Raw genomic sequence first — 14,677 nt, 5'->3', positions numbered from 1 at the left:
GAGGAACTTTCATGTTAGTATCTACAAAATGGCTTAAAGAATATGTCAATACACAACAATTGCCCCCGGCACAACTTGGGGAGAAAATTACACGCGCGGGCATCGAAGTCGACGCGGTCATTGACCGTTCGGAAGATTTGGCGAACTTGGTCGTCGGTTATGTAACGGAATGTTCGAAGCATCCGGAAGCGGATAAACTGTCGATTTGCCAAGTGGATGTCGGCGCAGGTGAAATCGACCAGATCATTTGCGGTGCACCGAACATTGCCAAAGGGCAGTCTGTCATTGTGGCACGACCGGGCGCTCTACTTCCGGGCGGCATGAAAATCAAAAAAGCAAAACTGCGCGGGGAAGAATCGAACGGCATGATTTGCTCGCTTCAGGAACTCGGCATTGAATCGAAGCTTGTGCCGAAAAGCTACGTGGAAGGCATTTACGTGTTGCCTGAACCAGTCGAACCGGGTACGGATGTACTTTCCTATCTGGATTTGGACGACACGGTGCTTGAACTCGGGCTGACGCCGAACCGCGCAGATGCGATGAGCATGCTCGGTGTCGCATACGAAGTCGGCGCGATTTTGGAAGAGGAAGTCACCTTGCCGAAAATGGATTACAAAGAGTCGACTGACCGAGCGGAAAGCATGTTGACTTTGGAAGTCGATGCACCTGAAGCGAACCCGTTATACGTCGCGAAAGTCGTGCGCAATATCGAAGTGAAGGAATCACCGGTCTGGCTGCAGCAGCGTTTGATGGCTGCCGGAGTACGCCCGCACAATAACGTCGTCGATGTGACGAACTATGTGCTGATGGAATACGGCCAGCCTTTGCATGCCTTTGATTACGATTCACTCGGCACCGGCAATATTACAGTGCGCCAAGCTAAAGAAGGCGAGAAAATCACGACGCTCGATGATACGGAACGCACATTGTCTCCGCATCACCTCGTTATCACGAACGGCAAAGATCCAGTCGCACTTGCCGGCGTCATGGGCGGGGCAAACTCCGAAGTGAGCGACAAGACGACGACCGTAGTCATCGAGTCCGCCTATTTCTCAGCCGACTCGATCCGCCGCACGTCAAAAGACCATAACCTCAGAAGCGATGCGAGTTCCCGCTATGAAAAAGGCGTGGATCCGAACCGTGTCATCCCGGCCGCTGAACGCGCGGCCCAATTGCTTTCAGAGCTCGCGGGCGGGGAAGTGCTCGGGGGATCGCTCGTATTCGATGAACTCGACAAACAAGAGCGCATCGTGAAAGTGTCACCGGATTTCATCAATAGCCGTCTCGGCATGAAAATCCCTTTGGAGGACATGCTCGATATTTTGAGCAGGTTGAAATTCAACACAGAAGCGGCAAACAATCAATTGATCATCCAAGTGCCGACGCGCCGCCAGGATATCCAGATTGAAGAAGACGTTGTAGAAGAAATCGCACGGCTTTACGGATACGACGAGATTCCGGCGACCTTGCCGCGCACAGATGCTACACTAGGCGGACTGAGCCCATATCAGGCAAAACGCCGCATCGTCCGCCACTTTCTCGAAGGGGCGGGGCTCTTGCAGGCGACGACGTATTCCTTGAGTTCCGAGCAGTCAGCAACGCAATTTGCTTTAGAGCCGACTGAAACGACACGCCTGCTTATGCCGATGAGCGAAGAACGCAGCACATTGCGTCAAAGCCTGCTGCCTCATTTGCTGGAATCACTCGCTTACAACACGGCTCGCCGCACCGATTCAGTCGCACTGTATGAAACGGGTGCTGTGTTCATGAAAGGCCAAGATGAGCTGCTCGATGAACAAGAACATTTGGCGATCGTCATGACTGGCCTATGGCTTGATCATGGCTGGCAAGGGGAAAAGAAGCCGGTCGACTTTTTCGTCGCGAAAGGCATTGTCGAAGGGCTTGCTGAAAAGCTCGGCTTTGAATTATCATTCGAACGTGGTGAACTCGACGGCTTGCACCCTGGCAGAACGGCGTTTATCATGCTAGACGGAACACGCATCGGCGTCATCGGCGAACTGCATCCGGCCGAGCAGAAAAAGCGCGACCTAAAAAGCACCATCGCTGTGGAGTTGAACTTGGCGACATTACTGACGCTTGAAACGGATGCGCTCATCTACACGCCGGTTCCGCGTTATCCATCGATTTCACGCGATGTGGCACTTGTCTTGTCGAAAAGGGTGGAAGCCCAGTCGATCGAACAAGTAATCCGCAAGGCGGGCGCCAAGCTATTGAAAGATGTCCGCGTCTTTGATTTATACGAAGGTGAAGGAATGGAAGAAGGCAAAAAGTCTTTGGCCTTCTCGCTGACGTATTTCGATCCGGAGAAAACTTTGACGGACGAAGAAGTGAATGCAGCGCATGACAAAGTTATCAACGCGCTCACTGAATCTGGAGCTGAACTGCGCTAATAAATAAAAAAGCTGGCTTGAACTCTATGAGTTCAAGCCAGCTTTTTTACGTGCGTTTTTTCTTCAATGCCAAAGCTTGAGCTTTTTTTGTATTGGCAAAATGCGCTTTCGTGATTGTTTTGAGAAATGCTTCGCCGCACGATAACAAGATTTTCGCGGCCGTCTTATCGACGATGGCACCGGCACCTTTGGGCAAGGTTGTCCCGGCGATGGCACTGAGCCGGTCCATTTCCTCCAGAAAAGCGACACGCGCGATGATTGACGCGCAGGCAACCGAGACGTGGAGGTTTTCCGCTTTTGTTGAAAATAATACGTTTTCCCGGATGATGTCCGGTTCTTTAGCGATGTGTTTGTAATAAATGCCACGTTCGGCGAATTGGTCGATCAGGATTGCATCCGGTTTTTCGGGTGCCATTTTCCGCAACACATGCTTGAGTACCTGATTATGCAGCAAAGCTTTGATTTTTCCTTGTGACCAGCCTTGCGATTGCACTTCGTTGTATTTATCGTTGTTCAATGTCAGGACACTATAGGTGAACGCCGATTGTAAGTCCGGTGCGATTTTGCGCATATAATCATCTGTCAGCTGCTTTGAATCTTTGACTCCGAGCTCTTTCGCGAGTGCGACTTGGTTGGTGGGGACGAAGCAGGCGGCAACGGCGATCGGGCCAAAAAAGTCTCCAGTGCCGGTTTCATCCGAACCGAGAACCGACAGTTGTTCGAAATTCGGAGGAAGCTGATCGCCTTTCGTCTGGGGCGTTTTTTCGGATGCCTGATTTACGATTCCCCATTTTGCAGTTTCTCGTGCCGCACCGGCTCCTTGGAACATCACTTTTCCGGAGTTGTAAACGGTAACCATCACATCCGATAGTTTGGCGGCAAAACGTGCATGGGGATTCTTTGTTTTAATTTCCTCTTTTTGGTAATGGTTGATGAGCCGCTGGAGAGTTTCTTCCGGCAGTTTCAGGACGCTATTGGACATCGGGAGTCCCCTTTCTTATGATTCACAATCTGCTTGTGTTCGTGTTATGATGGTCTATAGAATTCCAAAGGGGGAACGCACAGTGCAAGAACAGCATAAAATTCGCACAGTCGTTGATATATATGGCCATACATATAAGATGTTCGGTACCGAAACATCAGGCCATATGAGGCTTGTCGCTTCAATGGTCGACAGCAAGATGCGGGAGATCAACGCCGCCAATCCATCGCTTGACCAGGCGAAGCTTGCCGTATTGACCGCAGTAAATGCGACACATGAATATCTTAAACTGAAAGAGCAGCTAGAACAAATGGAAATTGAATTGAATAACTTGAAGGGTTGACGGATATGCTAGATTTAATTTTATTGGTATTGTTGTTAGCCGGCGTGTTGATCGGCTTTAAACGCGGACTCGTGCTGCAATTTTTCCACATGGTGGGCTTCGTGGTGGCGCTTATCGTCGCCTACACTTACTTCCGGCCTTTAGCAGAAAACTTTGTGCTGTGGGTGCCGTATCCGACTGTCGATGACAGTTCGCGTATTGCGATTGCAGTCGAGCAATTGAATTTGGACGAAACATTCTACCAGCTTTTGGCGTTCGCAATAATTTTCTTTACAGTGAAGTTTTTGCTGATGCTGATTGCTTCGATGTTCGATTTTGTCAAATATATTCCAGTGCTCGGCTTTCTTAGCCGCATCCTCGGTGCTGTGCTCGGATTCATCGAAGCATATGTCCTGTTGTTCTTCGCAGTATATGTGTTTGCGTTATTGCCAATTGATGGGATCCAAAACCAAATCGAAAATTCCGGAATCGCCCGTGCACTGCTTGAACATACGCCTTATTTCTCTGAGAAAGTGAAGGAATGGTGGTATATTTATATGTAGTAGGAACTTCTCTCTTACGAGGGAAGTTTTTTTATGAACCGATTAGGAGGTTTGTTTTCGATGAATAAAAAAATCATTATCCGCACTTTGGAAAATATTGCGTTATATATGGAATTAAAAGGAGACAATCCGTTCAAAGTATCCGCTTTCCGCAAAGCGGCTCAAGCGCTTGAATTGGACCAGCGCAGCTTAAATGAGATAGAAGACGTCACGAAACTAAAAGGCATCGGCAAAGGAACGGGCGATGTCATCACTGAACTGCTAGCCGAAGGAAAATCCTCCGTGCTCGAGGAATTGCAGGAAGAAGTGCCGAAAGGGCTTGTTCCAATGCTGAAATTGCAAGGCCTCGGCGGCAAGAAAATCGCCAAACTGTATAAAGAACTCGGCGTGGATTCCATGGAAACATTGAAACAGGCATGCTTGGACCAGCGCGTGCAGGCACTTCCAGGGTTCGGGCCGAAATCCGAAGAGAAAATCCTGCTGGAACTGGAAAACTTCGCGACAAACCCGGGCCGCCACCCGATCTGGAAAACGGAAGAAACGGTGGTATTTATCGAAAACTTGTTGGCGACGATTTCCGGCATCACGGACTTTTCGGTAGCCGGCAGCTTCCGCCGAACGAAAGAGACGAGCAAAGACCTCGACTTTATCGTCGCAACGGAAGAACCAGCCAAAGTGAAAGAACAGTTGCTCGCCGGATTGCCGGTAATTGAAACGATCGCCTCGGGGGACACGAAAGTTTCCGTTGCCGTGGAAGTGGTCGAGCCGATCGATGTCGATTTTCGCCTCGTCGCGCCGAAAGAGTTTGTAACGGCACTTCATCACTTTACAGGATCGAAAGACCATAATGTGCGCATGCGCCAGCTCGCCAAAGCGAAAAAGGAAAAAATCAGCGAATACGGTGTCGAACAGGAAGATGGATCCGTATTGACTTTCGATTCCGAAGAGGAATTCTATGCTCATTTCGATTTGCCTTTCATTCCGCCTACCGTGCGTGAAGACGGACGGGAAATCGACCGGATCGACGAATTGCCGTCACTCGTTTCGATTGAAGACATCCGCGGAGATCTCCATATGCATACGACTTGGTCGGACGGCGCCCATTCCATCAATGAAATGATCGACGCGTGCCGCGAGCGCAATTATGAATATATGGTCATCACCGACCATTCCCATTACCTCAAAGTCGCCAACGGCTTAACGCCGGAGCGGCTACTTGAACAAAACGCTAAACTACGGGAAGCCAACTCGCAACATGACGACATTGAAATCATGTCCGGAACGGAAATGGACATCTTGCCGGACGGCAGTTTGGATTTCGATGATGAGGTATTAGAGCAATTGGATTTCGTCATTGCCAGTATCCATTCGAGTTTTCAGCAGCCGCAGGAGCAGATCATGCAGCGCATACTCACAGCGATGAAGAATCCGTACGTCCATATGATTGCGCATCCGACCGGCCGCATCGTCGGCAAACGCGACGGCTATGACCCGGACGTCGAGCAGATCCTCGATTGGGCGAAGGAATACGGCAAGATTGTCGAATTGAACGCAAGCCCCTACCGCTTGGATTTGGCCGTGCCGTATTTGGTCATGGCCCAGGAAAAAGGCGTGCCGGTGGCGATCAATACGGATGCCCACTCGATCGAAGGACTCGACGTCATGGAAACCGGCGTGCGCCATGCACAAAAAGCGTGGCTGAAAAAAGACAATGTGGTCAACACGTGGCCGCTTGAAAAGTTGAAAGAGTTTTTGAAACGATAAAGGAGGAGTTTATATGATCGCGGAGCGCGCATTACGAACTCTCGAATTTTATAAAATCCGCGAAGCAGTGGCGGCTTTTTGCACCTCATCACTCGGGAAAGACTTGGTGAAGGGGCTGCTGCCGTCCACCGACATTGCGGAAGTGAACCGCTTGCTCGAGGAAATGGATGAAGCCTATCAAGTGCTGCGCATCAAAAACAATGTGCCGATGGGCGGGATTTTCGATATCCGCCCACATGCAAAACGTGCACAAATCGGCGGAAGCTTGAGTCCTGTGGAACTGATGGAAGTTTCCGCAACAATTCGGGCAAGCCGGATTTTGCGTCATTTTCTGGAAGCGATCGATGAGGAAGGCGACATTAAAATCCCTCACTTCATGAACAAGAAAGAAAGCATGCCGATTCTAACGCAACTCGAGCACGACATCAATGCGTGCATCGATGATAACGGCGTGGTCGTCGACAGTGCCAGTTCCGAACTCCGCAGCCTACGCCAGTCGCTGCGTGCGCAGGAAAGCCGCGTCCGCGAAAAGCTGGAGAGTTTGATCCGCGGGCGCAATGCGTCGAAAATGTTGTCGGATTCAATCGTCACGATACGTAATGACCGTTTCGTTATTCCCGTCAAACAGGAATACAGAAGCCATTACGGCGGCATCGTCCACGATCAGTCGTCTTCAGGACAGACTTTGTTCATCGAACCGGATGCGGTCGTGCAGGCGAATAATGAAGTGCGGCGCCTCAAGCTGAAAGAAAAAGATGAAATCGACCGCATCCTTCAAATGTTGTCCGCCGAAGTGCAGGAAGTCGCCCATGACTTGTTTACTTTGGTCGGCGTGTTGGCAGAAGTCGATTTGATTTTGGCGAAAGCGAAATACGGGGCGGCGCATAAATGCTCTAAGCCGGACATGAATACAGACGGATATATCAACTTGAAAAAAGCACGCCACCCACTCATCCCACAAGATGAAGTGGTGCCGAATGATATCGAGTTCGGCCGGGACATCACGGCGATCGTCATCACCGGACCGAACACGGGCGGCAAGACTGTCACCTTGAAAACGGTCGGCTTGTCGACTTTGATGGCGCAGGCAGGCATTCCTGTGCCGGCGCTAGAAGGCTCAGAACTTGCAGTGTTTGACCAGATTTTCGCCGATATCGGCGACGAACAATCAATCGAGCAAAGCTTGAGTACGTTTTCTTCCCATATGGTCAACATCGTCGATATTTTGCAGAAGTTCGACGAGAACTCGCTGGTCATTTTCGATGAGCTCGGTGCAGGGACCGACCCCCAAGAAGGCGCGGCACTGGCCATTTCCTTGCTCGATGAAGTTCACGGCAGAGGGGCGCGCGTCATCGCGACTACCCATTACCCGGAACTGAAAGCATACGGGTATAACCGGGAAGGAGTCGCCAATGCCAGCGTCGAATTCGATGTGGAGACATTGAGCCCGACCTACCGTTTATTGATAGGTGTCCCTGGCCGCAGCAACGCTTTCGAAATTTCGAAACGGCTCGGATTGCCGGAACATATCATTGCTCACGCGAAAAGTTTCACCGGAACCGACCGTAAAGAAGTCGATTCGATGATTGCCTCATTAGAGAAAAGCCGTCGTGAAGCGGAGCATGATGCGGAAGAGACAAAATCCGTTCTCGAACAATCGGAAATGTTGAAAAAAGATTTGGCGAAACGCTTGGCTGAGTATGAAAGCCGCCAAGAGCAGCTGGAAGACAAAGCGAAAGAAAAAGCGCGAAAAATTGTCGACCAGGCACGTGCAGAAGCGGATACCGTCATCAGCGAGCTGCGCAAGATGCAGTTGAACCAGCAGGCCGGCATCAAAGAACATCAGTTGATCGATGCGAAAAAACGCTTGGAAAACGCCATGCCCGAAAACCGTGTGTTGAAAAAAGCGAAAAAGAACAACGAACCGGTGCCATTAAAGCCGAACGATGAAGTGAAAGTGCTGTCGTTCGGGCAAAAAGGAACGTTGCTGGAAAAAGTGTCCGACCATGAATGGATTGTGCAAGTCGGCATCCTGAAAATGAAGCTGCCGGAGTCTGACCTCAATTACACGAAACCGGAAAAACAGAAAGAAACACGCACGATGACCACATTGAAAGGCCGCGATGGCTATACGAAGATGGAACTCGACCTGCGCGGTGAGCGCTACGAAGATGCACTGTCGCGCGTGGAAAAATATTTGGACGATGCGCTATTGGCGAATTATCACCAAGTGTCGATTATCCACGGCAAAGGGACAGGCGCACTTCGGCAAGGTGTCCAGCAGTATTTGAAAAAACATCCGCGCGTGAAAAGCTACCGTTTCGGTGAAGCGGGCGAAGGCGGTTCAGGTGTAACGGTCGCTGAATTAAAGTAAGCGCCGGAAAGGAAGGTTATAGATGTTCGAAGATGGATTTTGGACTCATCCTCTCGTTGAAACGGCAGGTTATTTCAGTGTCGTCGTTTTGTGCTTGATCGTAGCGATGGTTATTTTTGAAGCGGTAACGAAGTATAAGAATTGGGAAGAAATCAAAAGCGGGAATCTGGCCGTGGCGATGGCAACCGGCGGAAAAATTTTCGGCATCACGAATATTTTCCGGTTTTCGATCGAGCAGCACTCCACACTTTTTGAGATGATCGGCTGGGGCTTGTTCGGATTCGCACTGTTGATCTTTGCGTATATACTATTTGAGTTTTTGACGCCGAAATTCAAAGTGGATGAGGAAATCGCGCGCGATAACCGGTCGGTCGGCTTGATTTCGATGACCATTTCAATCGGCCTGTCTTTTGTCATTGGAGCAAGTATTTCATAGGAGTTGGAACGCATGGAGAACCTGATCAAAATTTTAATCGTTTTTTGCATATTGTTTGTGCTAGTAGGAATTGTCTTCCTGTTTGTTTTCTGAAACGGCCATTGAGCCGTTTTTTTTTGGAAAAGAACGAAAGTGAAAATAAAGTTTGAAAGCGCTGCCATCTTTCTTTATAATAAAATTAGGAATATTCTCATGATTCCGATAAATAAGGGGAGGTAGAAAGTATGTCTAATAAACCGTGGTTGGCTCATTATCCGCCAGAAATCCCGCACACGCTCACATATCCCAGCATACCGGTACAGGAATATTTAACGAAAGCTTACCAGGATTTTCCGAAAAAGACTGCCATCCATTTTCTTGGCAAGGATGTTAGTTATGAGGAACTGTATCAATCTGCCATGAAGATGGCGAACTATCTCCAAAAGCTCGGCATCCAAAAAGGCGACCGAGTCTCCATCATGCTGCCGAACTGTCCGCAGGCGGTCATCAGTTTCTATGGAATTTTGTATGCTGGGGGCGTCGTCGTTATGACGAATCCACTTTATACAGAACGGGAAATTTCTTACCAGATGAACGATTCAGGCGCTAAAGCCATCATCTCCCTTGATATCTTGTTCCCGCGCATCAACAAAATTCTGAAGGAAACGAAACTGGAAAATGTCATCATCACCGGCATCAAGGACTACTTGACATTCCCGAAAAACTTGATTTATCCGTTCATCCAGAAAAAGCAATACGGCATGACTGTGAAAGTCGAACACCGGGGCATCAATCACTTGTTCACTGAAATCATGAAAACAGCTTCTCCGCAAATTAAGGAAACGCCATTTGATTTCGAGGAAGATTTGGCGCTCCTGCAATATACAGGCGGAACGACCGGTTCACCTAAAGGGGTCATGCTGACACACCGCAACCTGATTTCGAACGCGACGATGTGCGATCACTGGCTCTACAAATGCAAACGAGGCGAAGAAACGATCATGGGCATCATTCCGTTGTTCCACGTTTACGGATTGACGACTGTCTTGATCTTGTCCGTCATGCAAGGCAATAAAATGGTGCTGCTGCCGAAATTCGATGCCGAGCAGGCGCTGAAGACGATCAACAAGCAAAAGCCGACCTTATTCCCAGGTGCACCGACACTTTATATTGGCTTATTGAACCATCCGGATATCGCAAAATACGATTTGTCTTCCATCGAAGCATGCTTGAGCGGATCTGCTCCATTGCCGACGGAAGTGCAGGAGAAATTTGAACGCATCACCGGAGGCAAGCTCGTCGAAGGCTATGGCCTGACGGAAACGTCACCAGTCAGCCACTCGAATCTCGTATGGGGCGAGCGGACGAAAGGCTCGATCGGCATGCCGTACCCGGATACGGATAGTGAAATTTTCTTGCCGGGCACAACTGAACAGGTTCCGAACGGAGCAATTGGAGAAATTGCCATCAAAGGCCCGCAAGTGATGAAAGGCTATTGGAACCGTCCGGACGATACGGCTGCCACGATTGTCGATGGCTGGTTATTGACAGGGGACCTTGGCTATATGAACGACGAAGGCCAATTCTTCATCGTCGATCGGAAAAAAGATATGATTATTGCAGGTGGCTTCAATATTTATCCGCGTGAGATTGAAGAAATCCTTTACGAGCATAAAGCAATTCAGGAATGTGTTGTTGCCGGTATTCCAGACCCTTACCGTGGTGAAACGGTAAAAGCATACATTGTCTTAAAAGAGGGGTATACTGTAACAGAAGAAGAACTTGATAAGCATTGCCGTGAAAATCTGGCAGCATTTAAAGTGCCGCGTATTTATGAGTTCAGAAAAGAATTGCCGAAAACAGCAGTCGGTAAAATCCTGCGCCGTTCTTTGGTGGACGAAGAAGTCGCCAAACAGAACGAAGCGGTTCCATCTTAAATTGATAAAGGCTTGACACAATTTTAACTAAACGATAATATGGAAATATGAATGAATCGCCATTCATATTTCCATATTTTTTTGGGTGGTGAAACGATGATAAAAAAAGACAAGCCGAAATACAAACAGATTATTGATGCTGCCGTCATCGTCATTGCAGAAAATGGCTACCACCAAGCGCAAGTTTCGAAAATTGCCAAGCAAGCAGGGGTAGCAGATGGCACGATCTATCTATATTTCAAAAACAAAGAAGACATACTCATTTCCGTGTTCCAGGAGAAAATGGGCGTTTTCGTTAGTGAACTGGAAAAAATCATCGCTAAAGACGCCACTGCCGCAGAGCAGCTCGGGATGATGATCAACAGCCATTTCAACTTGCTCGCGGGTGATCTGCATCTGGCGATCGTGACGCAACTGGAACTTCGGCAATCCAATCACGATATCCGCACGAAAATCAATAATGTGCTCCGCGGTTATTTGAAATTGATGGATCAAATCCTCATAAACGGCATAGATTCAGGGGAGTTTGATCAGAATATGGATATTAGGTTAGCCCGCCAGATGGTTTTTGGTACAATGGACGAGACCATTACTACCTGGGTGATGAACGATCACAAGTATGATTTGGTCGAACTCGCACCAAAAGTTCAGCGCTTGCTGCTAAAAGGCATGCAAGCATAAGGTAAGGGAAGGGATGAGCAGATGGAATTTATCACTTGGAAAAAACAAGACGGCGTAGCCGTTGCCACAATCAACCGGCCGCCGGCAAACGCTTTGTCGCGCGCATTGATTTTGGAAGTGGATGAGCTATTGAATGAAGTGGAGAACGACGCTGACGTCCGCGCAATCGTCTTGCACGGAGAAGGACGCTTTTTCTCTGCAGGAGCAGACATCAAGGAATTCACCAAAGTAACTTCCGGCGAAGAATTCTCGAAATTGTCAGCGAGCGGACAAGCCGTATTCGAGCGGGTGGAAACTTTCCACAAACCGGTCATTGCCGCTATCCATGGCGCAGCACTTGGAGGTGGTCTGGAGCTTGCGATGAGTTGCCATATGCGTTTTGTCACGGAAAATGCTAAACTAGGATTGCCTGAACTTCAATTGGGCTTGATTCCAGGGTTTGCAGGAACGCAGCGCTTGCCGCGTTTTGTCGGCGTCGCAAAAGCCGCAGAAATGCTGTTGACGAGTGACCCTATTACGGGCACAGAAGCAGCGCAGCTCGGTCTTGCGAACCGTGCTTACAGCGAGGAAGACCTTCTTCCGCAAACGCTTTCAATTGCGAAGAAAATTGCGAAAAAAAGCCCGGTTTCCGTGAAAGCGGCAATCGATATGCTGCAATTCTCCAAGCACGGGGCATTCGATGAAGGCGTAAAAGCAGAAGCGGATTCATTCGGTACAGTTTTTGTATCAGAAGATGCGAAGGAAGGCATTGGAGCATTCCTGGAAAAACGAGAAGCACAATTTAAAGGGAAATAATACTTGGGAGGTTTACGTTCATGAACATTTATGTATTGGTAAAACGCACGTTCGACACAGAAGAAAAGCTAGTGGTTTCCGGTGGCCAGATTCAAGAAGACGGCGCCGAATTCATCATCAACCCATACGACGAGTATGCGATTGAAGAAGCAATTACAGTCCGCGACGCTCACGGCGGCGAAGTGACAGTTGTCACAATCGGCGACGAGGAAGCAGAAAAGCAATTGCGCACAGCGCTTGCTATGGGCGCTGACAAAGCGGTCTTGATCAATACAGAAGACGATGTAGAAGAGCTTGACCAGTTTACTTCCGCGTACATACTGGCAGAGTATTTGAAAGACAAAGAAGCGGACTTGATCTTGGCAGGAAACGTTGCAATTGACGGCGGATCTGGACAAGTCGGGCCGCGTGTCGCTGATCTGCTTGGAATCAACTACGTGACGACAATCACTAGCCTCGAAATCGATGGCGATACAGTGAAAATCATCCGCGATATCGAAGGCGATGCAGAAGAGCTTGAAACGTCATTGCCATTATTGGTAACGGCACAGCAAGGCTTGAACGAGCCGCGCTATCCATCTCTTCCAGGAATCATGAAAGCGAAGAAAAAGCCGCTTGAAGAGCTTGAGCTCGATGATCTTGATATCGACGAAGAAGATGTAGAAGCGAAAACACAAACGCTCGAAGTGTACTTGCCGCCGAAAAAACAAGCCGGCCGTATTTTGGAAGGCGAAATTCCTAGCCAAGTTTCTGAACTAGTCAGCCTGCTTCGCAGCGAAGCGAAAGTCATATAAAACGTACGGCCAATCATTTATTTTCACATCTACTTAGGGGGTTAACGGACTATGTCGAAAAAAGTATTAGTATTGGGCGAAACGCGCGAAGGCGCATTGCGCAACGTATCATTTGAAGCAATTGCTGCAGCCAAGAAAGTTTCAGGCGGCGGAGAAGTTGTCGCTGTCCTGCTCGGTGAAACGGTCAGCGAATTCGGCAGTGAATTGGTGGCTTACGGTGCAGACCGCGTCATCACAGTTGAACACCCGCATTTGAAATCCTATACATCTGATGGCTATAGCCAAGCGTTCATGGCGGTCGTTGACCAGGAACAGCCGCAAGCAATCGTCTTCGGCCATACTGCGGTCGGCAAAGACCTATCGCCGAAAATCGCATCGAAATTGCAAACCGGCTTGATTTCGGATGTAACAGATATCGAAGGAGAAGGCGCAGACGCTGTCTTCATCCGTCCGATCTATTCCGGTAAAGCGTTCGAAAAAGTAAAACTGAAAGATGACGGCGTCGTCTTCATCACAGTACGCCCGAACAACATCGCACCACTTGAGCGCGAAGAACGTTCAGGCGATGTGTCAAGCTTGTCTGTCGATATCACAAACTTGCGCACAATCATCAAAAACGTTGTCCGCAAATCTGCAGAAGGCGTCGATCTTTCGGAAGCGAAAGTTATCATCGCCGGCGGACGCGGCGTCAAGAGCAAAGAAGGCTTTGACTCATTGAATGAACTGGCCAACCTTCTCGGTGGCGCAGTCGGCGCTTCACGCGGTGCGTGTGATGCTGATTACTGCGATTACTCATTGCAAATCGGCCAAACAGGGAAAGTCGTTACGCCTGACCTTTACATTGCAGCAGGAATTTCCGGCGCAATCCAGCACATGGCAGGAATGTCCAACTCCAAAGTCATCGTCGCGATCAACAAAGATCCGGAAGCAAACATCTTCAAAGTAGCAGACTACGGAATCGTCGGAGACCTATTCGACGTCATCCCATTGCTCACAGAAGAATTCAAAAAAGTAATGTAATCAAAACAGCCCGCATTTATGCGGGCTGTTTTTTATGTTGTCGAGATTCTCAAGAAAAACGTGGTTTTCCGAAGCTTACTGCACGCTTTCCGTGGGCTTGTACTCAGGAAAGCGTGCCCCTGCAGCGGAATCTCATGTACTATACCAATACTATCTAAAGATACATTCTCTAGATTTCTAGAAGTCCGTTTACCGGGAAGAACAGCCGGGTATGGAAAGACTAGGCAAATAAATAGCTAGGCAATAACGTGTCTGCTATAATCGAAATATAGTTTGGTTACTACTTAAGGAGGAATTATTCATGGCAATTGTTAAAGGAACAGATCAGAATTTCAAACAAGAAGTTTCAGACGGTCTCGTATTGGTGGACTTTTGGGCAGCATGGTGCGGACCTTGTAAAATGATCGCGCCGGTTCTCGAAGAACTCGATGCAGACATGGATGACAAAGTGAAAATCGTAAAAGTGGATGTTGATGAAAATCAGCAAATAGCTAGCGAATATGGCATCATGTCCATCCCGACACTTCTTTTGTTGAAGAACGGCGAGACGGTCGATAAAGTTGTCGGCTTCCGTCCGAAAGAAGCTTTAGCTGAATTGGTTGAAAAACACGCATAATTC

General features: G+C 48.7%; 13 protein-coding genes. 12 read left to right on the top strand and 1 reads right to left on the bottom strand.

Features of this window, described 5'->3' with window-relative positions; translation table 11 throughout:
* The first annotated feature begins 11 nt into the window (after nucleotides 1-11).
* On the top strand, nucleotides 12-2,411 hold the full coding sequence (gene pheT / locus J7E21_RS06650; RefSeq protein WP_215105855.1) for a phenylalanine--tRNA ligase subunit beta: 2,400 nt from the start codon (nucleotides 12-14) through the stop codon (nucleotides 2,409-2,411).
* Between the two features lie 46 nt (nucleotides 2,412-2,457).
* Here the strand turns inward: pheT and rnhC are convergent, their stop codons facing one another.
* Complete coding sequence (gene rnhC, locus J7E21_RS06645; RefSeq protein WP_215105853.1) at nucleotides 2,458-3,393, bottom strand: ribonuclease HIII; 936 nt, start codon at nucleotides 3,391-3,393, stop codon at nucleotides 2,458-2,460.
* Nucleotides 3,394-3,475: 82 nt separating this feature from the next.
* Here rnhC and zapA point away from each other — a divergent pair, with 82 nt between their 5' ends.
* The 11 genes from zapA to trxA all read left to right on the top strand — a co-directional run bounded on the left by zapA (nucleotide 3,476) and on the right by trxA (nucleotide 14,674).
* Entirely contained in the window at nucleotides 3,476-3,736 is a 261-nt protein-coding gene (gene zapA, locus J7E21_RS06640; RefSeq protein ID WP_215105851.1) for a cell division protein ZapA, read from the top strand.
* A 5-nt stretch (nucleotides 3,737-3,741) separates the two neighbouring features.
* On the top strand, nucleotides 3,742-4,278 hold the full coding sequence (locus J7E21_RS06635) for a CvpA family protein (RefSeq protein ID WP_215105849.1): 537 nt from the start codon (nucleotides 3,742-3,744) through the stop codon (nucleotides 4,276-4,278).
* Nucleotides 4,279-4,338: 60 nt separating this feature from the next.
* A complete protein-coding gene (gene polX, locus J7E21_RS06630; protein ID WP_215105847.1) occupies nucleotides 4,339-6,042 on the top strand; it encodes a DNA polymerase/3'-5' exonuclease PolX in 1,704 nt (567 codons plus the stop codon).
* Between the two features lie 13 nt (nucleotides 6,043-6,055).
* Entirely contained in the window at nucleotides 6,056-8,416 is a 2,361-nt protein-coding gene (locus tag J7E21_RS06625) for an endonuclease MutS2 (protein ID WP_215105845.1), read from the top strand.
* Nucleotides 8,417-8,438: 22 nt separating this feature from the next.
* Nucleotides 8,439-8,852, top strand: coding sequence for a DUF350 domain-containing protein (locus J7E21_RS06620; RefSeq protein ID WP_215105842.1), 414 nt, complete (start codon nucleotides 8,439-8,441; stop codon nucleotides 8,850-8,852).
* Nucleotides 8,853-9,076: 224 nt separating this feature from the next.
* Nucleotides 9,077-10,768, top strand: a complete 1,692-nt coding sequence (locus J7E21_RS06615) for an AMP-binding protein (RefSeq protein ID WP_215105840.1) — start codon at nucleotides 9,077-9,079, stop codon at nucleotides 10,766-10,768.
* A gap of 96 nt (nucleotides 10,769-10,864) precedes the next feature.
* Complete coding sequence (locus J7E21_RS06610; protein ID WP_251047801.1) at nucleotides 10,865-11,449, top strand: fatty acid metabolism transcriptional regulator FadR; 585 nt, start codon at nucleotides 10,865-10,867, stop codon at nucleotides 11,447-11,449.
* 21 nt (nucleotides 11,450-11,470) lie between these two features.
* Nucleotides 11,471-12,244: an enoyl-CoA hydratase gene (locus tag J7E21_RS06605; RefSeq protein WP_215105838.1), complete on the top strand. Its 774-nt coding sequence runs from the start codon at nucleotides 11,471-11,473 to the stop codon at nucleotides 12,242-12,244.
* Between the two features lie 20 nt (nucleotides 12,245-12,264).
* On the top strand, nucleotides 12,265-13,038 hold the full coding sequence (locus J7E21_RS06600) for an electron transfer flavoprotein subunit beta/FixA family protein (RefSeq protein WP_215105836.1): 774 nt from the start codon (nucleotides 12,265-12,267) through the stop codon (nucleotides 13,036-13,038).
* 51 nt (nucleotides 13,039-13,089) lie between these two features.
* Nucleotides 13,090-14,058: an electron transfer flavoprotein subunit alpha/FixB family protein gene (locus tag J7E21_RS06595; RefSeq protein ID WP_215105834.1), complete on the top strand. Its 969-nt coding sequence runs from the start codon at nucleotides 13,090-13,092 to the stop codon at nucleotides 14,056-14,058.
* 301 nt (nucleotides 14,059-14,359) lie between these two features.
* Nucleotides 14,360-14,674 (top strand): thioredoxin, encoded by a 315-nt coding sequence (trxA, locus tag J7E21_RS06590; RefSeq protein WP_215105832.1) that lies wholly within the window; start codon nucleotides 14,360-14,362, stop codon nucleotides 14,672-14,674.
* Nucleotides 14,675-14,677 lie beyond the last annotated feature (3 nt).

It is taken from the genome of Planococcus sp. ISL-109, from assembly GCF_018613655.1.
GTDB lineage: Bacteria > Bacillota > Bacilli > Bacillales_A > Planococcaceae > Planococcus.
Note: the sequence above shows the minus strand (reverse complement) of the source record. Positions and strands in the feature narration are given on the sequence as shown.